Origin of the sequence: Thioalkalivibrio sp. ALE19 (genome assembly GCF_000428605.1) — a bacterium.
In the GTDB taxonomy this organism is placed as follows: domain Bacteria; phylum Pseudomonadota; class Gammaproteobacteria; order Ectothiorhodospirales; family Ectothiorhodospiraceae; genus Thioalkalivibrio.
The window spans coordinates 100,305-124,004 of record NZ_AUAG01000002.1; the positions used below are offsets into that span (position 1 = coordinate 100,305).

At 67.0% G+C, this 23,700-nt stretch carries 24 protein-coding genes and 1 tRNA gene; 6 read left to right on the plus strand and 19 right to left on the minus strand.

Features of this window, described 5'->3' with window-relative positions; translation table 11 throughout:
- Window positions 1-31: 31 nt before the first annotated feature.
- Window positions 32-703, minus strand: a complete 672-nt coding sequence (locus tag F787_RS0101660; RefSeq protein WP_019021993.1) for an endonuclease III domain-containing protein — start codon at window positions 701-703, stop codon at window positions 32-34.
- Between the two features lie 3 nt (window positions 704-706).
- The gene (gene rluB, locus F787_RS0101665) at window positions 707-1,636 is read right to left on the minus strand and encodes a 23S rRNA pseudouridine(2605) synthase RluB (protein ID WP_028491123.1); all 930 of its coding nucleotides are present in this window, start codon (window positions 1,634-1,636) and stop codon (window positions 707-709) included.
- A 55-nt stretch (window positions 1,637-1,691) separates the two neighbouring features.
- Between rluB and moaB the strand changes: the two genes are divergently transcribed.
- Window positions 1,692-2,255: a molybdenum cofactor biosynthesis protein B gene (moaB, locus tag F787_RS0101670; protein ID WP_028491124.1), complete on the plus strand. Its 564-nt coding sequence runs from the start codon at window positions 1,692-1,694 to the stop codon at window positions 2,253-2,255.
- A 55-nt stretch (window positions 2,256-2,310) separates the two neighbouring features.
- Here the strand turns inward: moaB and F787_RS0101675 are convergent, their stop codons facing one another.
- Genes F787_RS0101675 through F787_RS15390 form a run of 3 tightly spaced genes read right to left on the minus strand, consistent with a single transcriptional unit; the run spans window position 2,311 to window position 5,375 of the window.
- Window positions 2,311-4,095, minus strand: coding sequence for an N-acetylglutaminylglutamine amidotransferase (locus tag F787_RS0101675; protein ID WP_028491125.1), 1,785 nt, complete (start codon window positions 4,093-4,095; stop codon window positions 2,311-2,313).
- Between the two features lie 3 nt (window positions 4,096-4,098).
- Window positions 4,099-5,007: a LysR family transcriptional regulator gene (locus F787_RS0101680; protein WP_028491126.1), complete on the minus strand. Its 909-nt coding sequence runs from the start codon at window positions 5,005-5,007 to the stop codon at window positions 4,099-4,101.
- A complete protein-coding gene (locus F787_RS15390; RefSeq protein WP_028491127.1) occupies window positions 4,995-5,375 on the minus strand; it encodes a hypothetical protein in 381 nt (126 codons plus the stop codon). The genes F787_RS0101680 and F787_RS15390 overlap by 13 nt, the downstream gene beginning before the upstream one ends.
- Window positions 5,376-5,434: 59 nt before the next feature.
- On the opposite strand from F787_RS15390, the gene sohB reads away from it, so the two are divergent.
- Window positions 5,435-6,649 (plus strand): protease SohB, encoded by a 1,215-nt coding sequence (gene sohB / locus F787_RS0101690; protein ID WP_028491128.1) that lies wholly within the window; start codon window positions 5,435-5,437, stop codon window positions 6,647-6,649.
- Between the two features lie 79 nt (window positions 6,650-6,728).
- Window positions 6,729-7,229 carry a DsrE family protein gene (locus tag F787_RS0101695; protein WP_042805562.1) on the plus strand — a complete coding sequence of 167 codons (501 nt, stop codon included), beginning with the start codon at window positions 6,729-6,731 and terminating at the stop codon, window positions 7,227-7,229.
- 82 nt (window positions 7,230-7,311) lie between these two features.
- Here the strand turns inward: F787_RS0101695 and F787_RS0101700 are convergent.
- The 11 genes from F787_RS0101700 to F787_RS0101750 all read right to left on the minus strand — a co-directional run bounded on the left by F787_RS0101700 (window position 7,312) and on the right by F787_RS0101750 (window position 16,605).
- Window positions 7,312-7,388, minus strand: a tRNA-Pro gene (locus F787_RS0101700).
- 70 nt (window positions 7,389-7,458) lie between these two features.
- Complete coding sequence (locus F787_RS0101705; protein WP_019021987.1) at window positions 7,459-7,815, minus strand: MerR family transcriptional regulator; 357 nt, start codon at window positions 7,813-7,815, stop codon at window positions 7,459-7,461.
- On the minus strand, window positions 7,799-8,098 hold the full coding sequence (locus F787_RS0101710) for an integration host factor subunit alpha (RefSeq protein ID WP_024329755.1): 300 nt from the start codon (window positions 8,096-8,098) through the stop codon (window positions 7,799-7,801). The genes F787_RS0101705 and F787_RS0101710 overlap by 17 nt, the downstream gene beginning before the upstream one ends.
- Before the next feature lie 3 nt (window positions 8,099-8,101).
- Window positions 8,102-10,468: a phenylalanine--tRNA ligase subunit beta gene (gene pheT / locus F787_RS0101715; protein WP_028491130.1), complete on the minus strand. Its 2,367-nt coding sequence runs from the start codon at window positions 10,466-10,468 to the stop codon at window positions 8,102-8,104.
- Window positions 10,468-11,496 carry a phenylalanine--tRNA ligase subunit alpha gene (pheS, locus tag F787_RS0101720; RefSeq protein WP_028491131.1) on the minus strand — a complete coding sequence of 343 codons (1,029 nt, stop codon included), beginning with the start codon at window positions 11,494-11,496 and terminating at the stop codon, window positions 10,468-10,470. Before pheS ends, pheT begins: the two co-directional genes overlap by 1 nt.
- Before the next feature lie 155 nt (window positions 11,497-11,651).
- Window positions 11,652-12,011: a 50S ribosomal protein L20 gene (rplT, locus tag F787_RS0101725; protein WP_018869320.1), complete on the minus strand. Its 360-nt coding sequence runs from the start codon at window positions 12,009-12,011 to the stop codon at window positions 11,652-11,654.
- A gap of 20 nt (window positions 12,012-12,031) precedes the next feature.
- On the minus strand, window positions 12,032-12,232 hold the full coding sequence (rpmI, locus tag F787_RS0101730) for a 50S ribosomal protein L35 (RefSeq protein WP_018869319.1): 201 nt from the start codon (window positions 12,230-12,232) through the stop codon (window positions 12,032-12,034).
- Between the two features lie 101 nt (window positions 12,233-12,333).
- Window positions 12,334-12,855, minus strand: a complete 522-nt coding sequence (infC, locus tag F787_RS0101735) for a translation initiation factor IF-3 (RefSeq protein WP_081621759.1) — start codon at window positions 12,853-12,855, stop codon at window positions 12,334-12,336.
- A gap of 15 nt (window positions 12,856-12,870) precedes the next feature.
- Window positions 12,871-14,793: a threonine--tRNA ligase gene (thrS, locus tag F787_RS0101740; RefSeq protein WP_028491132.1), complete on the minus strand. Its 1,923-nt coding sequence runs from the start codon at window positions 14,791-14,793 to the stop codon at window positions 12,871-12,873.
- Between the two features lie 156 nt (window positions 14,794-14,949).
- Complete coding sequence (locus F787_RS0101745) at window positions 14,950-15,795, minus strand: flagellar motor protein MotB (protein ID WP_081694065.1); 846 nt, start codon at window positions 15,793-15,795, stop codon at window positions 14,950-14,952.
- Window positions 15,796-16,605 carry a motility protein A gene (locus F787_RS0101750; RefSeq protein ID WP_018869315.1) on the minus strand — a complete coding sequence of 270 codons (810 nt, stop codon included), beginning with the start codon at window positions 16,603-16,605 and terminating at the stop codon, window positions 15,796-15,798.
- A gap of 103 nt (window positions 16,606-16,708) precedes the next feature.
- Here F787_RS0101750 and F787_RS0101755 point away from each other — a divergent pair, with 103 nt between their 5' ends.
- On the plus strand, window positions 16,709-17,704 hold the full coding sequence (locus F787_RS0101755) for a serine/threonine protein kinase (RefSeq protein WP_028491134.1): 996 nt from the start codon (window positions 16,709-16,711) through the stop codon (window positions 17,702-17,704).
- Between the two features lie 36 nt (window positions 17,705-17,740).
- Here F787_RS0101755 and ppk2 read toward each other — a convergent pair whose 3' ends face one another.
- Window positions 17,741-18,574, minus strand: coding sequence for a polyphosphate kinase 2 (ppk2, locus tag F787_RS0101760; RefSeq protein ID WP_028491135.1), 834 nt, complete (start codon window positions 18,572-18,574; stop codon window positions 17,741-17,743).
- A 138-nt stretch (window positions 18,575-18,712) separates the two neighbouring features.
- Here ppk2 and F787_RS0101765 point away from each other — a divergent pair, with 138 nt between their 5' ends.
- A complete protein-coding gene (locus F787_RS0101765) occupies window positions 18,713-19,237 on the plus strand; it encodes an NfeD family protein (protein WP_018869312.1) in 525 nt (174 codons plus the stop codon).
- On the plus strand, window positions 19,234-20,229 hold the full coding sequence (locus tag F787_RS0101770; protein ID WP_028491136.1) for an SPFH domain-containing protein: 996 nt from the start codon (window positions 19,234-19,236) through the stop codon (window positions 20,227-20,229). The genes F787_RS0101765 and F787_RS0101770 overlap by 4 nt, the downstream gene beginning before the upstream one ends.
- Before the next feature lie 66 nt (window positions 20,230-20,295).
- On the opposite strand, the gene F787_RS0101775 is transcribed toward F787_RS0101770, so the two are convergent.
- Both F787_RS0101775 and F787_RS0101780 read right to left on the minus strand, forming a co-directional pair.
- Complete coding sequence (locus tag F787_RS0101775) at window positions 20,296-21,375, minus strand: biotin/lipoate A/B protein ligase family protein (protein ID WP_028491137.1); 1,080 nt, start codon at window positions 21,373-21,375, stop codon at window positions 20,296-20,298.
- 66 nt (window positions 21,376-21,441) lie between these two features.
- Window positions 21,442-23,595 (minus strand): TonB-dependent siderophore receptor, encoded by a 2,154-nt coding sequence (locus F787_RS0101780; protein ID WP_028491138.1) that lies wholly within the window; start codon window positions 23,593-23,595, stop codon window positions 21,442-21,444.
- Window positions 23,596-23,700 lie beyond the last annotated feature (105 nt).

The following is a 23,700-nucleotide window of genomic DNA, read 5'->3' on the forward strand; positions in this document are numbered from 1 at the left end:
CGCACCCGCCGGTGCCGCTCCGCGTGGCGCATCAGCCCGTGACAACCCCGTAACAGCGATCCCCCAGCGGACAGCCGTCGCACAGCGGCCGTGGCCGACAGCGTTGTTTGCCGTGCTCCACGATCAGCGCATGGAGTTCGTTGAACGCCACGGTATCCGCACCGAGCTCGGCCTCCACCGAAGCCCGCAGCGTCTCGTAGCCGTCCCGCGCATGCGGTCGCCCGAGGCGTTCGAACAGTCGCCGGGTGTAGGCATCCACGACGAACACCGGGCGGTGGAAGGCGTACAGCACGATGTCATCGGCCGTTTCCGGACCGATGCCCTTTACCCCCAGCAGGGCCTCCCGCAGTGACCCGGTCTCCAGCGCAGACAGCGCCTCGATCCCGCCCGTCCGCTCGAGGAACGCCAGCAGGTGCCGCAGGCGCCCGGCCTTGACGTTGTAATACCCCGACGGGCGGATCCGCTCGGCCAGTTCCTCCGGCTCCAGGGCCGCCATCCCCGCCGGCGTCAGCGCATCCGCCTCGCGCAGGGCCGCAAGCGCGCGCTCCACGTTGCTCCAGGCCGTGTTCTGCGTCAGCACCGCCCCGACCATGACCTCGAACGCGGTCTCGGCGGGCCACCAGTGCAACGGGCCATAATGCGCATGCAGCCGCTCCAGCACCGTACGGCAGTCCGGCGCCGCGGTGTCAGTCCCGTCGATCATGAGTCAGCGCCCCGGCCGGCCGCGTCCGCTGCGCGCTCCCCTGCCCTGGCGCGCGCCGGGCTTGCCGGATTTTGCGGTCTTCGCCCCGGCACCCGGACGTGACGAACTCCAGCCCTCGCCCTTGTCGCGACCACCGGCTGCCCCGCCCTTTTTCTTTTTCGGCCGTGTGCCGCGACGTTTCTCCGGCGGCTGCAGGTTCTCCGGCACATTCAGCCCCGCCTCGCGATACAGCGCGGCCACTTCGCCCACCTCGAGGTCACGCGCAGCGCCCGATTTCAGCCCGCGCCCCAGCACCACCGGCCCGTAGCGCACCCGGATCAGGCGGCTGACCGTGACCCCGACCGCGTCCCACAGGCGCCGCACCAGGCGATTACGCCCCTCGCTCACGATCACGTGATACCACTGGTTCGCCCCGTCGCCGCCACCGGCCTCCAGCGCATCGAAACGGGCCGGACCATCCTCCAGTTCAACGCCCTCCAGCAGCATCCGCCGGGTCTCTTCCGGGACTTCCCCCAGCACGCGCACGGCATATTCACGTTCCATCGCACCGGCCGGATGCATCAGGGCGTTGGCCAGTTCGCCGTCGGTGGTGAACAGCAGCAACCCGGAGGTGTTGAGGTCCAGGCGGCCCACCGCAACCCAGCGCTGGCCCTTGAGCTTCGGCAGGCTGGCGAACACCGGACGCCGTCCCTCGGGATCGGAGCGCGAACAGATCTCGCCGACCGGCTTGTGATAGGCGATCCAGCGGTGCGGATACTCGGGTCGCGTGACCACGCGGCCGCGCACCCGGATCACGTCATCCGGCCCCACGCGATCGCCCAGTCCGGCGGTGCTCTGGTTGATCTGCACCTCGCCGCGTTCGATCCACCCCTCGATCTCGCGCCGCGAACCCAGCCCGCGGGCCGCGAGGACCTTCTGTACCCGTTCCTGCATCGAGTCCTGCCACTGTTTATGATGACTGCCCACGATACACCAACCGGAAACCGCCATGAGCACGCACACGCCCGAAGCCGGCAATAACGCCGAACATGAGACCGGGGATCCCGTCACCACCCCCCTGAACATCGCCGTGCTGACCGTCTCCGACAGCCGTTCCACCGCCGAAGACCGCTCCGGGGACGCGCTGGTGGAACGCCTGGAAAAAGCCGGTCACCGACTCGCGGAGCGCGACATCCGGCCGGATGACATCTACGCCCTGCGCGCGGTGGTTTCGCGCTGGATCGCGGACCCGCAGATCGATGCCATCCTGACCACCGGGGGCACCGGCATCACCGGCCGCGACGGGACACCCGAGGCGGTTTCGGTGCTGCTGGACAAGACGATCGAAGGCTTCGGCGAGCTGTTCCGCATGCTGTCGTGGGAAGATATCGGCACCTCCAGCCTGCAGTCGCGCGCCCTGTCCGGCGTGGCCAACGGTACTTACATCTTCGTGCTGCCCGGCTCCACCGGCGCCTGCCGCACCGCCTGGGATCGCATCATCCGGGCCCAGCTCGACGACCGCACCATGCCCTGCAACCTGACCATGCTGATGCCGCGCCTGAAGGAAATCTGAGACGCGCAGGAGGTCAGCCCCCTGACCGATCCCCTGACCCGCTCCGGCACGGCATTCAGCCATCCACGTGAGTCTGCAGCCAGTACTCCAGCAGTGCCGCGTGCCACAGCTTGGAGCCCTGGATCCGGGTGAAATACTGGTCCGGGGCATCCAGCAGCTTGTCGATGTAGGCCGGCTGATACAGCCCGCGCTCGCGCGCCGCACGCGAGTTGAGGATGTCGCGCATGAACTCGAGGAACTCGCCGCGCACGTATTTCAGCGCCGGCACCGGGAAATAGCCCTTGGGCCGGTCCAGCACCGCGTCCGGCAGACGGCCGCGGGCGATGCGCCGCAGCACGTCCTTGCCGCCGTCGCCCAGCTTCAGGTGCGGCGGCATCGCCGCGGCGGTCTCCACCAGTTCGTGGTCCAGGAACGGCACCCGCGCCTCCAGACCGAAGGCCATGGTCATGTTGTCCACGCGCTTGACCGGGTCGTCGACGATCAACGTGGTCACGTCCAGCGCCAGTACCGCGTCGATGAACGAATCCGCACGGTCGGTCTCGAGCTGGCGGAACTGCTCGCGCAGCCAGTCCCCGGTAATGTCGTCCGCCGGCGGATGACGCAGCATCTCGGCCATCTCCGGGTGATCGCGGTCGAAGTAATGCCGGCGGAAGCGTTCCACCCAGTCGCCGTGACGGTCCTCCGCCATCTGCGGGTACCAGAAATAGCCGCCGAAGACCTCGTCCGCCCCCTGCCCCGACTGCACCACCTTCACGTGCTGCGAGACCTGTTCGGAGAGCAGGTAGAACGCGACCGCGTCCTGCCCGAACATCGGTTCGGCCATGGCCTCCACGGCCTCCGGCAGCCGTGCGAGCACCTGGTCGTTGGGGATCAGCGTGGCCTGGTGATCGGTGGCATAACGCTCCGCCACCGGATCGGAATACTCGAACTCGGAGCCCTTTTCCTCGGGCTGATCCTCGAACCCGACGGTAAATGTCCGCAGGTCGCGCGCCCCCTCTTCCATGGCCAGCGCCACCAGCAGCGAGGAATCCAGGCCGCCCGACAGCAGCACCCCCACCGGGACGTCCGCCACTTCCAGTCGGCGGCGCACCGCGCGGCGCAGGCCGTCCTCGATGCGCTCCTGCCATTCCGCATCGCTGACCGCTTCCGCCGGGCGCCGCGCCGACAGTGTCCAGTAGCATTCACGGCGCTCCTGGCCGCGCGCATCGATGGTGATGTAATGCCCCGGTTCCAGCTTGCGCACGCCCCGCAACACGGTGCGCGGCGCCGGGACCACCGCATGCAGCGAGAACAGCATGTGCAGACCCTCGGGATCCAGCTCGGTATCCACACCGCCGCCGGCCAGCAGGGCCGCGGTATTGGAGGCAAACCGGATCCCGTCACCGGTGCGCGCGAGATACAGCGGCTTGATGCCCATGCGATCGCGCGCCAGCAGCAGGCGCTGGTGTTCCCCGTCGAACAGTGCGAAGGCAAACATGCCGTGCAGCCGCGCCACCACGCCCTCGCCCCATTCGGCATACCCGCGCAGGATCACCTCCGTATCACCGCTGGAGAAGAAGCGGTGACCGCGCCCCTCGAGCTCGCTGCGCAGCGCGCGGAAATTGTAGATCGCCCCGTTGAACACCAGCGAAAGCCCGGTCTCGGGGTCGAACATCGGCTGATGCGCCCGCTGCGACAGGTCCAGGATGGACAGCCGCCGGTGCCCCAGCGCCACCCGGCCCGAGGCCCACAGGCCATCGGCATCCGGGCCGCGGCGTTCCAGACAGGGCAGCATGCGCGCGACCGCATCCGCGTTCGCGCGCCGTTCGCCCCAGACAAATTCTCCGGCGATTCCGCACATGGGTTATGGATCCATCCCGGTCGAGGTTGGCGAAGTTTGAAAGGCCGTGCGCAGCGCGTCAGCCAGCGCGCGCCCGGCGATGCCGGCCGCGTCACCATCGGCTAGCGTCAGATAGAACGGGACGCGCACACGCCCGCCCGCCTCCAGCGGCAGTTCCGTCAGGCGCCCGGCGTCCAGATCCGCGGCGACCCGGTCCAGCGGAACCCAGGCAAACCCGACCCCGGAACGCAGCACCTCCACCACCGTGGACACATGCCCCACGGTCCAGCGCTGATCGGCGTCCAGCCAGCCGCCTTCACCGTTGCCACGGGCGCCCGAATCGCGCAGCACCACCTGGCGGTGCGGGCGCAGATTGCGACGCGTCAGGGGAGCGCCGGAGGTCGCCAGCGGGTGCCCCGGATGAGCGACACAAACCATGGTCTGTTCCCCGATTTCCTGCGCCAGGAAATCCGAGGGCACCTGGGGCGCCAGCAGCATGTCCACGCGCCCCTGCTCCAGGCGCTGCGGACCGTCCTCCAGCACCACCTCGTGCAGCTGGATGCGGGTCGCCGGCTGTTCGCGCGAAAACGCCTCCAGGGCGTAGATGACCCGCGCGGCGGGGATGATCTGCTCCACCGCCAGGTGCAGTTCCGATTCCACACCGGTGGCCAGCGCGCCGGCCAGGGCCTCGATATCCGCGGCCTCCTCGAGCAGGTGTTCGGCGCGCCGCAACAACGCATGGCCCGCCGGCGTCAGTTCCGCCTTGCGGCCCTGCAGCTCGAAGACCTCGACCCCCAGCTGTTCCTCCAGCCTCTGCACCGCGTGATTCACGCTGGAAGCGCTCTTGTGCACCCGCTCGGCGGCGCGGGCGAAACCGCCCGCATCCACCACCGCCTTGAGCATGCGCCACTGCTCGAGGGTTACCCGGGACATCCGCAGTCCGGGCTGTGCGTGCGCGCATGCCATTCCGCACGCATGCGCTCCACCGCCCGCGTCCCCAGCAGGACCACGTGCACGGTCGACGGATAGATGGTGCCGGCCGCACGCCATTGTTCGGCAAGCTCGGGCTCCTCGCCCCGCCGGATCAGGAAGAAGTCACGCCCCTCTTCCAGCTCGCCCTCGCGGGCCCGGAACATGCGAAACGCCGTCCCCTTGGGCTGGCCATTCCATTCGTCGACCTGACGCAGCGTCAGCACCGGCACATCGCGGTAGACCACCGGCTCGGGTTCCGGCCCGCCGGCATCCTCGCAACCATGAAAACGACCCGGAGCGCGCGGGTCCCAAGCGTCGGAAGCAATCATGGTGGCATTATGGCACGCACAGACGATGCGTCGACCACCCGCCGACCCCGAGGAATCGCATGGAACTGCTGCAGGATTACGGACTGTTCTTCGCCAAGGTTGTCACCGCCGTCATGGCGGTGCTGATCCTGATGAGCGCTTTTGTCGGGCTGATCGCCCGCAGCCGCGAGCGCCGGCCCGACCAGCTCAACGTCAAACGCCTGAACGACCGCTACGCCCGCATGGAAAAGACCGTGCGCCGCGCGGTGGAAGGCCCGCGCACTCGCCTGCAGCGCCTGCGAGACCGCCTGCGCCGGCGCCGCCACCCCGGACACGCCTTTGATGGCAATGGCAATGGCAACGGCCAGGGCAACGGGACCCCCGATGGGTCGACGGAATCCGCCGGGAAAAGCGACGCCGACACCGCCGAATCGCCGGCCGACCCGTCCGCTTCTTCCGCACCCGGCGGAAAGCCGGTCAGCGAATCACCCACCGTGATCGAACTCGAACACGAAGAGGCCCCCGCGCCGCGGGTGTTCGTGCTGCGCTTTCAGGGCGACATTCGGGCGTCGGCAGTGGACAACCTGCGCGAAGAAATCACCGCCGTACTCACCCTGGCCGAGCCCGGCCGCGACCAGGCCGTGGTGTGCCTCGAGAGCCCCGGTGGCATGGTGCCGTCCTACGGGCTGGCCGCCTCGCAACTCGGCCGTCTGCGCGAGGCAGGGCTGGATCTCACCGTAGTGGTCGACCGCGTGGCCGCCAGTGGCGGCTACATGATGGCCGCGGTCGGCCATCGCATCGTCGCCGCACCGTTCGCCATCCTCGGCTCCATCGGGGTGGTGGCGCAGATCCCCAACCTCCATCGCTGGCTCGACCGCCACGACATCGACTTCGAACTGCTGACCGCCGGGGACTACAAGCGCACCCTGACCGTGTTCGGCGAGAATACCGACGCCGCCCGGCGCAAGTTCCAGGATCACCTCGACGAAACCCACGAACTGTTCAAGCAGTTCCTGCAGAGATACCGGCCGCAGCTGGAACTGGACCGGGTCGCCACCGGCGAACACTGGTACGGGGACCAGGCCCGCGCCCTGGGGCTGGCCGACGAGATCGGCACCAGCGACGACCTGTTGATGAAACTGGCACGCGAAGCCGAGGTCTTCGAGGTCTCCTATACCCGCGCGCAACCGATCGGCCGCCGGGTCGGCATAGCCGCCGAACAACTGCTGGAACGCGTACTGCACGCCCGCAGCCCCGAAGAACACGCCCGCGGGCCGGGCGAACCGCCACGCTGACGGACACACTGACGGAATGGATCCGGCCCGTCCATGCGTCTTGTTGGTATCTCCAGTCCACATTGCAAGGGAGAACGTGATGTCCGCACATGCAAGCCGTATCGGTCCGCTCGCCAGCCTGGTTGCCGGGGCACTCCTGCTGGGCGCCCCGCTGACCGTCCCGGCACAGGACGACATGCCCTGGGGCTCCGCCGAGGTCAACCAGAAGGAGTACGAACCGGCCCGCGTGGTGTATGACGTGGCCGTGGATACCGCGGACGAGATGGATTTCGTCCTCGACCGCGTCAGCATGCTCAACAACGTCTACGAGGCCGATCCGTTCGACTCGCATATCGTGCTGGTGCTGCACGGCCGCGAGGTGCCCTTCTTCACCCGCGACCAGTTCGATGAACATCGTGACCTGATGCGCCGCGCCGAGTCCCTGACCCGCGCCGGCAACATCGACATCCGCATGTGCGAGGCCTCCGCCGCCCTGCGCGGCATCGAGCCCGAGGACGTGCACGGGTTCGTGGAGATCGTCCCCATGGCGGACTCCGAAATCATCCATCTGCAGCAGGAAGGCTATTCCTACATGCAGTAAACCGATCCCGGCCGACGCCGAACCCGTTCGGCGCGCACAAAAAAGGCCGCCGGGGACTCCCCCGGCGGCCTTTTTGCTGTATTGGTCGGGACGGCAGGATTTGAACCTGCGACCCTCTGCACCCCATGCAGATGCGCTACCAGACTGCGCTACGCCCCGAACGCGACATATGGTAATCGAGTGGGGCCGATCGCGAAAGGGGGGCGATCCCGGGTGCCCGCCGCATGGCTCAGTTCCGCAGCACCTTCAGTACCGACTCCAGCTCCTGGATCGTGTCCTGGATGATCTGCCGGGCCTGCTGATGATCCTCGCGCGCCTCGTCCCCGGAGAGTTTCTGCCGCGCGCCACTGATGGTATAGCCTTCTTCGTACAGCAGCGCGCGGATCTGGCGGATCAGGATGACGTCCTGACGCTGGTAGTACCGCCGGTTGCCGCGCCGCTTGACCGGCTCCAGCATCGGGAACTCCTGCTCCCAGTAACGCAACACGTGCGGCTTGACCAGGCACAGCTCGGCGACTTCCCCGATGGTGAAATACCGCTTGCCCGGGATCGCCGGCAGCTCCTGGTGATTACTCGCTTCCAGCATAGCTCTCGACCCGTTCGCGCAGTTTCTGGCCCGGGCGGAAGGTCACGACCCGGCGCGCGGAGACCGGGATCTCTTCGCCGGTCTTGGGATTGCGCCCCGGGCGCTGGTTCTTGTCGCGCAGCACGAAATTGCCGAACCCCGAGAGTTTCACGCCCTCGCCGTCTTCCAGCGACTGACGCATCTCCTCGAAGAACATTTCGACGAATTCCTTGGCCTCGCGTTTGTTCAGGCCCAGTTCCTCGTTCAGCGTGGCGGCCAGATCCGCCTTGGTCACAGCTGCCATCGATCAGTGCCTCAGGGTCGCATTGAACCGGCTTTCGAGGTGCGCCACCACCGCATCGGTCACGGCGGTCACATCGGAGTCATCAAGCGTGCGATCAAATGCCTGCAAAATCAAGCCCAGAGCGAGACTCTTCTCGTCCGGATTCAAGCCCTTGCCCCGGTAGACATCGAACAGCCGGACGTCACGCAGCAGCTCCAGCTCGAGTTCGCCGATCGCCGCCAGCAGATCCCCGGCGGGCACGTCCTCCTGCACGACCAGGGCCAGATCCCGCCGGATCGAGGGATAAGCCGACAAGGGCCGGAACTGCGCCACCGGGTCGGTACTGACGGTCCGTGCATCCAGGTCGAACAGGAACACCGGGGCCCCGAGGTCGAAATGTTCCGCCAGCGACGGATGCAGCTTGCCCACCCATCCGATCGCCTGCTCACCGGCCAGCACACGGGCACTCTGACCATCGTGCAGCGCGGGATGCTTTTCCGCGCGGAAGCGCAACGGCTCCGCCAGGTTGCCGCAAAGGGTCTCCACCTCGCCCTTCGCGTCAAAGAAGTCCAGCTCGCGGGATGCCGTCTCCCAGTGCTCGGGCATGGCCCGTCCGCTCAGCAGCCCGGCCAGCCGGGATTCCTGGGACAGACCGGAAGGCCCGGGCACGAAGCGCAGGCCGTGTTCGAACAGCCGCAGGTCGTACTGCTGCCGGGCCGTGTTCCATGCGGCCGTGCTCACCAGCCCCGGCCACAGGCCGGGGCGCATCACGCTCATGTCGGAGGCGATGGGGTTGGCCAGTGCCAGCGGCTCCACCTCGGGATAGAAGCGCTGCGAGACCTCGCGGTCGATGAAGCTGAAACTGATCACCTCGTGGAACCCGCGCCGGGTCAGCCCCTCGCGCAGCGCCTTCAGCCCGCCCGGCGGTGTCACCGGCGGCACCGCGCCCGGCAGGGTGCGCGGCAGCCGGTCATACCCGTGCACCCGCGCCAGTTCCTCGATCAGGTCTTCCTCGCGCTCCAGGTCGAAGCGCGCACGCGGGGCCAACACCCGCCAGGTGCCGTCGCCACCGGGCTCCACCACGCAATCCAGCGCCCGCAGGATGCGCTCCACCTCGCCGTCGTCCAGGGCGACCCCGAGCAGCCGCTCAATGCGGCCGGCGCGCAGGGTGATCGGCCGTTCATCGTGCGTCGAGGGGATGTCGCCGGCCGTCTCCACCGGCCCGCAGGCGCCGCCGCAGATCGCCAGCAACAGCTCGGTGGCCCGCTCCATCGCGCGCGGCACCAGAGTGGGATCCACACCCCGCTCGAAACGGTGCGAGGCATCGGTATGCAGCCCGTGTTCGCGCGCCCGGCCGGCCAGCGCACGCGGCGCGAAATGGGCACATTCCAGGACCACCCGAGTCGTCTCGTCATCCACCGCCGAAGCCGCTCCACCCATGATTCCGGCCAGCGCCAGCGGCTGTGTCTCTCCGGCAATCACCAGGTCCCGTGGCGACAGCTCCACCGTCTGCTCGCCGCCCAGCAAGGTCAGGGACTCGCCCTCGCCGCCCCGACGCACGCGAATCACCTCGCCGGCACGGTCGGCATCGAAGGCATGCAGCGGCTGACCCAGCTCCAGCATCACGTAGTTGGTCACGTCGACAATCGCGGAGAGCGGGCGCACCCCGGCCCGGCGCAGGCGTTCGGACATCCACAGCGGCGTGGGTGCCCGGGCATCCAGACCCTCGAGGATCCGCCCCGAATAGATCGGACAGGCCTGCGCATCGTCGACGGTCACGCGCACACGTCGATCCAGCGTCGCCTCCACCGCGGGCGCCGGGCGGACCTGCAGCGGCCGGTCCAGCAGGGCCGAGCACTCGCGGGCGATCCCGCGCATGCCCAGACAGTCCGCGCGATTGGGCGTCAGGTCGACCTCCAGCACATGATCATCCAGCCCCAGCGCCGTGCGCAGGTCGCTGCCGACTTCCAGGTCCGCGGGCAGATCCAGGAGGCCCTCGGCGTCCTCGGCCAGGCCGATCTCGCGTGCGGAACAGAGCATCCCTTCGGAGGCCACGCCGCGCAGCTTCGAGCGCTTGATGCGGAACTCGCCCGGCAGCTCCGCCCCGACCACCGCGACCGGCGCCACCATTCCCGTGTAGACATTGGGTGCGCCACAGACGATGTTCAGCGGTTCCGCCTCGCCCGCCTCCACCTGACAAACCCGCAGGCGGTCGGCATCCGGGTGCGGCTCCACGCTGATCACCCGGCCGACCCGCACGCCGTGAAAGACCGGCGCCGCCGCTTCGATGGCGTCCAGCTCCAGCCCCGCCATGGTCAGGCGGTGCCCGAGCTCCCGCGGGGTCTCGTCGATCTGCAGCCAGTCCTGCAGCCATTCCATACTGATGCGCATTAGCCTGCCTGCCCGAATTGCCGAATGAAGCGGATGTCGTTGTCGAAGAACAGCCGGAGGTCATTGACCCCGTGGCGCAGCATGGCCATGCGTTCCACGCCCAGGCCAAACGCGAACCCGGTGTATTCCTCGGGGTCGATCCCGACGTGACCCAGTACGTTGGGATGCACCATCCCGCAGCCCATCACCTCCAGCCAGCCGGTGTGTTTGCACACCCGACAGCCTCCACCGCCGCAGTGCACGCACTGGATGTCCACCTCGGCCGAGGGCTCGGTAAACGGGAAGTACGACGGCCGGAAGCGCGTGGCCAGATCATCGCGCTCGAAGAAGCCGCGCAGGAACGCATCCAGCACCCCGCGCAGATCGGCAAAGGTGATGTCCTCGTCCACGCACAGCCCCTCGATCTGATGGAACATCGGGCTGTGGGTCAGATCCGAATCGCAGCGGTAGACCCGCCCGGGCGCGATCGCGCGCAGCGGCGGTTTCTGCTGTTCCATCGCGCGGATCTGCACCGGCGAGGTATGCGTCCGCAGCACGCGGTGGGCATCGAAGTAGAACGTGTCGTGCATCGCCCGCGCCGGGTGATGCGCCGGGATGTTCAGGGCCTCGAAATTGTGGGTGTCGTCTTCCACTTCCGGGCCCTCCGCCACGCGGAACCCGAGACCGGCAAAGAAATGCTCGATGCGTTCGATGGTCGAGGTGATGGGGTGCAGCGCCCCGCCCGCGGGCCGGCGCCCCGGCAGGGTCACGTCCACGCGTTCGCGCGCCAGCTGTGCCTCGCGCTCGGCCTCGGCCAGCGCGGTCCTGCGCGCCTCGAGGGCCTCCGCCACCCGTTCCTTGGCCGCGTTCACCGCCTGTCCCGCGGCCGGCCGTTCTTCCGCCGGCAGCCGGCCCAGCTCCTTGAGCTGCGCGGTCAGCACGCCCTTCTTGCCCAGATAGTGGACCCGGACGTCATCCAGCGCCTTCAGGTCCGTGGCGGCCTCGACCCGCGCCAGCGCCTCGTCGGTCAGCTCCTGCAATTGCTCCACGTACTGCCCCCTTTGCAAACAAAAAAGGGAGGGCCTGAACCCTCCCCTTTCGGGATCCCCGCAAGATCCGGGGTTGCATCCCCGCATGATCCGGGGTTGCCGGCCGTGCCGGCCCTCGCGCGGAGGGCCGGGACCGGCGGTGATCCTGCGGGATCTCAGGCCGCCTGAGCGGCTTTCGCCTGTTCGGCCAGCTTGCCGAATGCGGTCAGATCGTGCACCGCCAGATCGGCCAGCGACTTGCGGTCGATCTCGATGCCGGCCTTCTTCAGACCGCTCATGAAGCGGCTGTAGGACAGGTCGAACTGCCGCGCGGCGGCGTTGATGCGGACGATCCACAGCGAACGGAAGTCGCGCTTTTTCTGGCGACGGTCACGATAGGCGTACTGGCCGGCCTTGATGACCGCCTGGTTGGCAACGCGATAGACGTTCTTGCGTGCCCCGTAGTACCCCTTCGCCTGCTTGAGGACCTTCTTGTGACGGGCGTGAGCGGTTACACCGCGCTTGACTCGTGGCATGTCTTGATTCCTCGGTCAGTTCAACGATGGTTGGGCAGCATCTTGCGCACGGCGGCCGTATCGGCCTCGTGCACCATCGCCGGGCTGCGCAGGTGACGCTTACGCTTGGTGGACTTCTTGGTCAGGATGTGGCTGCGGTGCGACTGGAACCGCTTGTACTTTCCCGACCCCGTACGGGTGAAGCGCTTGGCCGCACCCCGGTTCGTCTTGATCTTCGGCATTTTCTGCTCCGGCATTTGGGACCGGTTCCCCGCAGGGCCGGTCGTTTGTGAAAAGGGCGATCAGGTATGCGGAGACCCGCCGCCCCTTGTCGATGTCGGCCCTACTGCTTCTTGCGAGGCGACATCACCATGATCATCTGACGTCCTTCCATCTTGGGGCGCTGCTCCACCACCGCGATGTCGGTCACGTCCTGCTCGATCTTGTCCAGGAGCTGATTACCCAGCTCCTGGTGGCGCATCTCGCGCCCGCGAAAACGGATGGTGACCTTGGCCTTGTCACCATTCTCCAGGAAGCGCCGCAGATTGCGCAGCTTGACGTTGTAGTCGCCCTCGTCCGTCCCGGGACGGAACTTCACTTCCTTGATCTGGATCTGCTTCTGCTTCTTCCTGGCTTCCTGCGCCTTTTTCGACTGTTCGAACTTGTACTTGCCGTAATCCATGATCCGGCAGACCGGCGGTTCGGCGTTCGGCGAGATCTCCACCAGGTCCAGCCCCGAGTCGCGGGCCATGTCGAGGGCCTCTTCGCTGGTGGTGATCCCCCGGTTCTCGCCTTCGGCGTCGATCAGCCGGATTTTCGAACTCGTAATCTGATCGTTCAGGCGAACGGTTTTCGCTGCGCTAATGGCCTTTTCTCCAGTTCAGGTTCCGGTGCCCCGGCTGGTCACCTCTTTCCCGAGGCGTTCGCTCAGTTCATCCAGGGACATGGTACCGAGGTCTTCGCCGTCGCGGGTACGAACCGCGACCTTGCCCTCTTCCATCTCCCGGTCTCCGAGCACCAGCAGGTACGGCACGCGCTTAAGCGTGTGCTCGCGGATCTTAAAGCCGATCTTTTCGTTTCTCAAGTCGGGCTCGACGCGAAAGCCCTGCTCGCGCAGCCGCCGCGCCACGTCCCGGGCGTAATCATCCTGGCGTTCGGTAATGGTCAGCACCGATGCCTGCACCGGGGCCAGCCAGGTCGGGAAATGCCCGGCGTAGTGCTCGATCAGCACGCCGAAGAAGCGTTCCACCGATCCCAGCAGGGCGCGATGGATCATGATCGGCCGGCGCCGCTCATTGTCCTCGGCGACGTACTCCATGTCGAAACGCTCGGGCAGATTGAAGTCGAGCTGAATGGTGGAACACTGCCACTGGCGACCGATCGCGTCGTGGATCTTGATGTCGATCTTGGGACCGTAGAACGCACCGCCACCTTCGTCCAGGGTGTATTCCAGCCCCTTCTTCTCGATCGCGCCGCGCAGGGCCCGGGTCGCGTGATCCCAGATCTCGTCCGACCCGACCGCATCATCCGGCCGGGTCGACAGGTTCACGTCGAAATCCTCGAAGCCGAAGGTCCGCAGGGTCTCCAGCGTGAGGTCGATGACGCCCATGACCTCGTCCTCGATCTGATCCTCGCGACAGAAGATGTGGGCGTCGTCCTGGGTGAACCCGCGCACGCGCATCAGGCCGTGCAGCGCCCCGGACATCTCGCGCCGGTACACCGTGCCCATCTCGCCCCAGCGGATCGGCAGATCGCGATAGGAATGCAGCCGGTCCTTGTACATCAGCACATGGAACGGGCAGTTCATCGGCTTGAGCTGGAACGCCTGGTGCTCGTCCTGCATCGGCTCGTACATCGAGTCGGCATAGAACTCGGCGTGGCCGGAGGTGTGCCACAGCTCCAGGTTGGCGATATGCGGGGACACGACGAAGTCGTAGCCGGCCTTCTCGTGCATCTCGTACCAGAAGTTCTCGATCTCGCGGCGGATGCGCGCGCCCTTCGGGTGCCAGAACACCAGACCGCCGCCGGCCTCGTCCTGGATGGAGAACAGGTCCAGCTCCGCGCCGATCTTGCGATGGTCACGGCGTTCGGCTTCCTTCAGGCGATGAAGATGCTCCTCCAGCTGCTGCTTGTTCGGCCACGCGGTGCCATAGATGCGCTGCAGCATCTCGTTGTCGGAATCGCCGCGCCAGTACGCCCCGGCCACGCTGGTCAGCTTGAAGGCCTTCAGCTTGCCGGTGGACGGGATGTGCGGGCCCCGGCACAGGTCGATGAAATCGCCCTGACGGTACAGCGAGATGGTCTCGCCCTGCGGGATGGATTCGATGATCTCGGCCTTGTACTCCTCACCCATGTTGCGGAAGTACTCCACCGCTTCGTCGCGGTCCATGGTCGAGCGCTCCACCGGCAGATCCTGCTTCGCCAGCTCCTTCATGCGCTTCTCGATCTTTTCCAGATCTTCCGGCGTGAAGCCGCGGTCATACGCGAAGTCGTAGTAGAACCCGTTCTCGATGGTCGGGCCGATGGTCACCTGGGCATCGGGAAAGAGTTCCTTGACCGCCTGCGCCATCAGATGCGCGGTGGAGTGGCGGATGATCTCCACGCCTTCCGGATCGCGGTCGGTGACGATCGCGACCTCGGCGTCGTCGTCGATCTCGTGGCGCACGTCCACCAGTTCGCCATTCACCTTGCCGGCGACGGCCGCCTTCGCCAGGCCGGTGCCGATATCCTTCGCCACGTCCATGATGGTGACGGGTTGATCGAACTCGCGGCGGCTGCCGTCGGGGAGGGATACTGCAGGCATTGCGAAACTCCTTCGCCGACCCATACGCGGGGTCGAACGTCGCTGATTCAGAAAATGAAATAAATTCGGATAACCTTCATGCAAAGGTTATCACGAACCCTGCCCGCCCCGACACGAATCCCGTGCCGACGGCAGGGCGGCACCCCTGTGCCGCGGCTAACCATCCGGCGTTCCGTCGGCCTCGGGCACGGCCTCATCCAGCGGCACCGGCCCATTCGTCCCCCTGTCTCCCTCGATGATATCGGTCGATCCCCCGCCCGGATCGGCGTCGTCATCATCCATCAGCAGCACGTCCACCCGCCGGTTGCGGGCGCGGCTTTCGGCATCCACGTTCGGGCGCAGCGGGCGGGTATCCGCATGGCCGGTGGCACGCATGCGGGCCGGCTCCACCCCGGTGTCCTCCATCACGTGCACCACCGAGACCGCCCGCGCGGTGGACAGATCCCAGTTGGAACGGAAACGTTCGCTGCGGATCGGCAGATCGTCGGTATGCCCGGCAATCACCATCTGGCCCGGGGTCTCGGCCAGCACTTCGGCCACCCGTTCCAGCACCGGCACGAAGTCCACGTTCAGGTCCTTTTCACCGATCTCGAAGGCGGCCTGCTCCTCGAAGCGCAGCAGGATACCGGCGTCGTCTTCCGCCATGTCGATCAGCCCCTGCTCGAGCTCGTCCTGCAGGGCCTCGCGCAGGGCCTCGGTGATCTCGTCCTGCTCGCGGTATTCCGGTTCGGGTTCCGGCTCCTCGACGGTGCGCGGCTCCGGCGAGCGGCCTTCGAGGTCGATAACGGTGGGTTCCGGAATGGCGGGCACTTCCTCCTGCACCTCGGTGGAGCCCAGCACCTCGCGCAGCGAATCGGCCATCTGCTCGTACTTCTCCGCGTCGATGGTGGAAAACGCGTAAAGCATCACGAAGAACACCACCAGCACCGCCATCAGATCGGCGAAGGTGGTCATCCAGCGCGGTGCGCCGCCCTCGCCTTTCTTGCTCCTGCGCACGGCCATCTACGAAGACGACCCCTGAGGCTGCCCCTCGGCCTGTCCCTGCTTTTCGAGCTCCTCGGCCGCCTTCTCGCGCTGCTTGCTGGGCAGGTACGGGAGCAGCATCTCCTCGATCATGCGCGAATTGAAGCCCTGGTGGATGCAGTTGACCGCATCCACGATCAGGTTCCGGGTGATGTGTTCGGAGCGCGCCCGCATTTCCAGATTGTCCGCGATGGGCAGAGCCACAAGCTGCGCGAAGATCGCGCCGTAAAGCGTTGTCAGAAGTGCCACCGCCATGCCGGGGCCGACCGCTTCCGGGCTCTCCAGGTTGCCCAGCATCTGCACCAGCCCGACCAGGGTTCCGATCATGCCGAAGGCGGGCGCCTGCTCGCCGATGGACCGGAACACCTTCTGTCCGGTCTCGTGACGCTCCAGCGACAGCTCCAGATCCTCGCGCAGCACGTGCTGGATACGCTCGGGCTCGAAGCCGTCCACCGACAGCTGCAGGGCCTTGGCGTAGAACTCGTTGGGGGTCTCCTCGTCCTCCAGTGCCAGCAGCCCCTTCTTGCGCGCGACCTGCGCCAGTTCCTTGGTGCGCTCGATCAGGGCACGGGGGTCATCCTCCTGGTGATAGAGGGTCTTCACCGCCACGCGGAACGAGCTCATCACGTGGCGGAAGGGGAACTTGATGAACGTGGCGGCCATGGTGCCGCCAAACACGATCAGCACCGCCGGAAGATGCCAGAAATCCGCCGCCTGACCGCTCAGGACAATGGCGCCGAAGATCACCGCCAGCCCCAGCACCACGCCGAAAAGAGTTGCCTTGTCCAAGTGGGACTCCGCAGAAAAAGACCTGGATGGAATGGCGTCATCCTAATATATGCGCTCGACCCGTGCGCGGCCGCACGGGTCGCGGCTGTGTCACAATCGCGCCATGAGCAGCCACCCCTACGACGCCCTGACCCCCGAATGCATCCTGGATGCGGTGGAATCCACCGGCCTGCGCTGCGACGGGCGGCTGCTGGAGCTCAATTCCTTCGAGAACCGGGTCTACCAGATCGGCACCGAGGGGGACGACGGCCGCTCGATCCCGGTGATCGGCAAGTTCTACCGCCCCGGGCGCTGGTCGGATGCCGCCATCCGCGAGGAGCACGCATTCGCCCTCGAGCTGGCGGCGGCGGAGATCCCGGTGGTCGCCCCCCTGCCCGATGCCGACGGCGAGACCTTCCACGAACACGCCGGCTTCCGCTTCGCGCTGTACCCGCAGCGCGGGGGCCGCAGTCCCGATCTGGAACAGCCCGAGGTGCTGGAACGCATCGGACGCTTCATCGGCCGCATCCACACCGTCGGCGCCGCCGCCCCGTTCCTGCATCGCGAGGTCATGGACCTTACCGGTCTGGCCACCGCGGCCCGCGAAGATGTCCTGTCCGGCGAGCATCTGCCGCCGGAGCTGGTATCGGTCTATCGCGACCTCAGTGCCGACCTGATCGAGCGTCTGCGGGACTTCGAGCCGATACTGGGCGAAGTCCCGGCGATCCGGCTGCACGGCGACACCCATCGCGGCAACCTGCTGTGGACCGATGCCGGCCCGCATTTCGTCGACCTCGACGACGCCCGCACCGGGCCCGCGGTGCAGGATCTGTGGATGTTCCTGTCCGGGGATACGCCGACCATGACCGGACAGCTGCTGGACCTGCTGGAGGGATACGAGGACTTTCGTCCCTTCGACCGCCGCGAGCTGGCCCTGATCGCCCCGCTGCGGGCCCTGCGCATCCTGCGCCACGCCGCCTGGCTCGCCCGGCGCGCGGATGACCCGGCCTTTGTCCAGGGCTTCCCGGTGTTCTACACGCCCCGTTTCTGGGAGGAGCACATCCTCACGCTGCGCGAGCAGCGCGCCGCCCTGGACGAGCCGCCCCTGGCACTGCCCTGAGCCGGGCCGCTTTCCGGCTCGGCCGCGTTCGCCGGGTCAGTAGCGTGCGGGGATGTATTTGCCGGTCAGCAGCGGGCCGCGCGCGTCCTGATCGTTGGCCCACACGCGGGGTTCCAGCTCCGGTTTCTCGGGTGGATGGTCGCTGTAAGGGATATTCTCGAGGATATCCGCGATGCAGTTGAGCCGCGCGTGGCGCTTGATGTCCGCATCCACCATGCGCCAGGGGGCATGCGCGGTATCGGTATGGCGCAGCATGTCGTCCTTGGCCTTCGAGAACTCGTGCCACAGCTCCCGGGACTTCAGATCCATGGGCGAGAGCTTCCAGCGCTTGACGGGGTCCTCCACCCGCGCCTGAAAGCGGCGTTCCTGCTCCTGCTCGCTGACCGAGAACCAGTACTTGTACAGCTCGATGCCGTCTTCCACCAGCAGCCGCTCGAACGTCGGACAGGCATCGAGAAAGCGCTGCACCTCTTCTTCCGAGGCGAAGCCCATCACCCGCTCGACCCCGGCCCGGTTGTACCAGGAACGGTCGAACAGCACGATCTCGCCCGCCGTGGGCAGATGCGCGGCATAACGCTGGAAATACCACTGCCCGCGTTCGTGGTCCGAGGGTTTCCCCAGCGCGACGGTGCGCACGATGCGCGGGTTGCTCTTCTCCATGATGCGCTTGATCACCCCGCCCTTGCCGGCCGCGTCGCGGCCCTCGAACAGGATCACCACGCGGCGGCCTTCGGCCTTCACGCAGCGCTGCAGCTTGACCAGCTCCACCTGCAGTCGCCGCAGCTCGCGTTCATAGACCTTGCGCCGCAACACGCCTTCCTTGTTGTAGTCCTCGGCATCAAAGCGCCGCAGGCGTTCCCCGTCCGCCATCTGCTATCTCCGGCCATCGCAAACCCTGAGTATGACAGCCCGTGCGGGGCGCGGGCATCCACTCGGGACCGTGACCATGCATTGCAAGCCCGCGCCGAGTCGGGCAGGGTCGAACCACGCAACGGAAGGAACCGAATCATGGCCGACATCGCCTCCTGGGCCGGGGCCCTCGATCCCTGGCAGATCTGGCTGCTCGCCGCCCTGCTGATCCTGATCATCGACCTCGCCATCCTCGGCGGGCTGATGTCGGGCGGTGGCGGCATCACCCTTGTACTGGCCGGCGGCGCCCTCGGTGCCATGGTGGCCGCGGCCTTCGGTGCCGAACTGGCCGGCCAGCTCAGCGCCGGCGTGGTCGGCATGATCCTGGCCGGCGCCCTGGCGTTCTGGGTCGGCCGCCGCTGGGCCGGCCGCCCGCAGCAGGGGCCGCCCGATGACCCCCGGGTGCGCAACGAGATCCTGCACCTCGAACCCTACAATGGAGGGCTCGGCGTGCGCGTGCTGGGCGATGCCTACCCCGCCCGGCCCGAGGATCCGCAGCAGACCCTGCAGGAAGGCGACGCCGTGCGCATCCAGCGTTTCCAGGGCATCACCGCCGTGGTCCGCCCGGCCGGCGACGACCCCGGCACCCACTCCAGCCACACCAACGAAGGGAATCCCGCATGAATACGCTCATCACCCTCATCGCCATCGCCGTCCTCGTGGCGGTCTTCCTCAGCATGGGGATCACCATGATCCCGCAGCGCCGCGCCCAGGTGATCGAACGCCTCGGCAAGTACCACCGCACCCTGGAGCCGGGCCTGAACCTGATCATCCCGTTCATCGACCGTCCCCGGGCGATCACGATCCTCACCTTCAAGAACGACCAGCCGGTGGTCCGCACCGAGGACAAGATCGACATGCGCGAGGTCGTGCTGGACTTCCCCAGCCAGTCGGTGATCACCCAGGACAACGTCGGCGTGCAGATCGACGGCGTGCTCTACTACCAGATCATGGACCCGCAGGCCGCGGTCTACGGCACCGAGAACCTGGTGCTGGCGATCCAGACCCTCGCCCAGACCTCGCTGCGCTCCGAGATCGGCACCATGGAGCTGGACAAGATCTTCGAGTCGCGCCAGGAGATCAACGCGCGCCTGCAGACGGTGATGGACGAGGCCGGCAACAAATGGGGCCTGAAGGTGAACCGCGTGGAGATCCGCGACATCGACACCCCGCAGGAGATCCGCGAGGCGATGAACCAGCAGATGGTCGCCGAGCGCAACCGCCGCGCCACCGTGCGCGAGGCCGAGGGCTACAAGGAAGCCGAGATCCAGAAGGCCGAGGGTGACAAGCAGGCGGAGATCGCCAAGGCCGAGGGCCAGAAACAGGCCGCCATCCTGGTGGCCCAGGGCGAGAAGGAGGCCATCCAGAACGTCATGGCCGCCCTCGAGGGCAAGGCCGAGGACCCGATGGCCGGCGTGCAGTACCTGATCGCGCAGCGCTACATCGAGATGCTGCCCGAACTGGCCAAACAGGGCGACCGGGTGTTCGTGCCGATGGAAGGCACCGCCCTGCTGGGATCACTGGGCGGCATGCGCGACCTGTTCGGTGCCGGAGCCATGTCCAGTGTCGACAGCCCGGCCGCGCCGGTGACCGGCTCCCCGACGCAGGGCAGCTGACGCCGCGCGCCACGGCTCGCCCATGGCGGCCGGCTCCGGAAACGGACCGGCCGCCGCAGCCTTTCCTCAGTGCGGTTCGTGGTGACGGGCTGCCAGAATCGCCGCCGCCACATCCGCAGGTTCAATGCCGGGGGCATCCAGCCCCACTCCGGACATGGCCGTGGCCACCGCATCCTGCAGCACCGGCTCCTCCAGCGGGATCCCCTGCAGGGCCTCCGCGACCCGGTCCATGCCGTCCTCGGGGAACACCGTGAAGTCGCCGGACAGCAGGAGATCGGCGATCTCGTCATCCTTTTCCATCAGCTGCGCGCGGATCAGCCCGCCGGCCGCCTTGTGCGCGCCTTCGGTCAGATGCGTGCCCGCGGCGATCTTGACCCCCATCTCCACGAACTTGCGCCCCTTGCGATAGGTCCACTCGGGATCCGCCAGGGCCTGCACCTGTTCATCGATGGCGGCAGCCTCCTCGGCCGTCGGCTCGCTCATCTCGACGTCCACGTCCAGCTCCTCACCGATCCGCTTGAGGAATGCCTCGCGCACCGTCTCGCGCGGCGGCTTCTCGCCCAGCTCGCGGGTCAGCGTGGTGATGTAATCCTCCATGCCGGCACGCAGCTTGTCGCGGAACTTCTCCGACGGCACCTTCAGGCACTGCGCCATGGTCGCGGTGTCGAAATCGAACATGAAACTGCCGACCATCACGGTGGCATCGCCGATGCTGGCCGCACCCGTCCCGCCGATCTTGCGCCCGTCGACGTGGATGTCGTTCACCGGACGAAAGGTCGCGTTGACCCCCAGATCCTGATAGGTGTGGATCACCGGATCGATGAACTTCTGATAGATCTGCGAGACGATGCGCGGGGCCTTCGCGCTCGGGTAGATGAAGTGGAAGAACATCTGGTCGCGGTCCAGATACACCGCGCCGCCCCCCACATGCCGGCGCACGATGGGGAGGTTCTGTTCCTCGCAGTACTCCTCGTCCACCTCCAGGGCGATCTCCTGATGCAGCCCCACGCAGACGTAGGGATCATCCGGATTTACCAGCGTCAGCACCGGATCGTCGTCCGGCCCCATCGCCTCGGCCACGCCGTGGTACACGGCCTGGGAACGCAGTGCGGGCTGCTGCCCGAAATCGATCACGCGCAAACGCATCTTCCTTCCTCTGATCGAGCGGGGCCGCGGCCCCGGTATCCATGACGGCTCCGGTCGCGGGCCGGATCAGAACTCAGCGTACCAGACCACGCCGAAGCTGCGGCCGGGGGCGAGGATCTCCTGCGCGCCACGCGCCGGGTCGATCTGATCCTCGCGCTGGCCGGTCACGTGCTCGCGGTAGGCCTTGTCGGCAATGTTGTTCACCTGGAAGGTCAGCTCGTTGTGGCGCAGCAGACCGGACGGCTGAAAACGATAGCCCACCAGCAAGTCGCCGGTCGCGAAGCCGGAGGTCTCGCGTTCGGTGTTATCCGTGAAGCGGTCCGCCGTGCGATCCTGGCGCGCCACCGCACGCAGCCGGCCTTCCCACTGCCAGCCCTGCTCCACCGAGCGGCGCAGCGCGATGCTGGCCTCCGGCGGCGGCATCTCCGCCAGCGGCTCGTCGAACCGGCTGTCGCGGTTCTCGCCGCGGATCCAGGTGCCGGTGAACTCGCCGGTCACGTGTTCGGTGAACGGGCGCTGGACCTGCAGCTCGACCCCGCGGATGCGCGCCTCGTCGAGGTTGACCGTCTGGCGCTGGCCCGCCTCCGGAACCACGCCGCCGATGTAGTCGCGGATCCGGCTCTCGTAGGCGGAGACCATGTAGCTGAAGCCCTGCAGATTGCCGCGCGCCCCGATCTCGAGGGTCCGGTTGCGCTCGGGATCCAGCTGCGGATCAGCCTGCCAGAAGTTGCCGTCGCTGTAGGGGTAGGTCAGGAACCGTTCGATCAGGCTGGCCGAACGGTAGCCTTCGGACAGACTTACATAGGGATTGACCTCCTCGCGCAGGTCCCAGTTGAAGCCGGCGGACCAGCTCAGGTTGTGATCCACCTTCCGCAGATCCCCGTCAGCACCGAAAACGGCATCGGCATCGCCTTCCACGCGGTCGTAGCGCACCCCGAAGTTCAGGGTGCCGGCATCGAGGAAGGTCTCGTGCTGCACGAACACGCCCTGCGAATCGATCTGACCGTCGTCGATCAGATCCATGAACAGCGCGTCATCGTCATTCGGCCGGAAATCCTGGTTCACGTTACCGATATAGGAATCCGGACTGGCCCGCAGACGCCAGTACTCGGCGCCGACCAGCAGGATCTGGTTGTCGGTCGGGAACAGCTCGGTCTGGATGCGCGCCCCGTCGGTGGTGAAATCAGTGTCCGAGACGCGGTAGTCCCGCCCCAGCGCATGGCTCCAGTCGTAGTTGCCGCGCGAGAGCTCCTGACGGTACACCGAGGCCTCGACGCGAGGCGCCCAGGCCCCGCCAAAATCGCCCTGGTAGGTCGCCTCCAGCAGATCCCGGGTCTGCGTCGGCGTGTAATGGGTATTCAGCCCCTGAGGCGGCGCCTGCATCCGCAGAGCTGCTTCATCCGGATCATTGGGATCAAGGTTGGCCGGATCCATGGGGTTGAACGTCCGCGACGCCAGATACCACACGTCCTCGCGCTCGTCGCGCTGGGCACGGAAACCGAGTTCGTGATCCGGCGTCAGGCGCGTGCGATAACGCAGGTGATAGGCCTCCTGGCGGGTACCGCTGTCGTCCAGGCGGTCACCGTCGCCCATGCGGTAGTCACCGGTATCCAGATAGGCGGTGGAGAAGTCCAGCACGTGGCGTTCGTTGGAGGCCGTCACGCCCAGCGCCGTGCGCAGTCCGCGATCCACCGAGCTGTACCCCAGGCGACTCCAGGCGTTCATCTCCTCTTCTTCGGTGAAATCGCCGCTGCGGGTGATGATGTTGATCACCCCGCCCATCGCGCCGGAACCGTAGAGCACCGAACTCGGGCCGCGCACGATCTCGATGCGTTCGATCAGGTCCATGTTCACGTAGGAGGCGAGCGAGCCGCGCGCCGGCGGCTGCATCGCGTTGACCCGCACGCCGTCCACCAGCACCAGGACCTGGTCACGCTTGAGCCCGCGGATGATCGGGTCCTGCCCCACCGAACCGTCCACCGCGGTGGCCAGGCCCGCCTCGCCGCGCAGCAGGTCTCCCACGCCCACCCCCGGGCGGTTGCGGATTTCGTCGCGGTCGATGACCGTGACCGATGCCGGCGTATCCTCGATCAGGGTCTCATAGCCGGTGGCCGTGACCGATACCGGTGCCAGCTCCACGGCCTCGTCCTGGGCCAGGGCCGCGCCCGGCAGGGCCAGCAGCGTGGCCAGCGTCGTCTTCCCGATGGTACGTTGCGTCATGGTGATCTCCCCCGTTCCGAAGCCGCGCAATTTAGGCACCTGACGGCCGGGCCGCAAACCGATCCCCACAGCTCACATGGACTTCATCAGGAGACGTTGATGTAC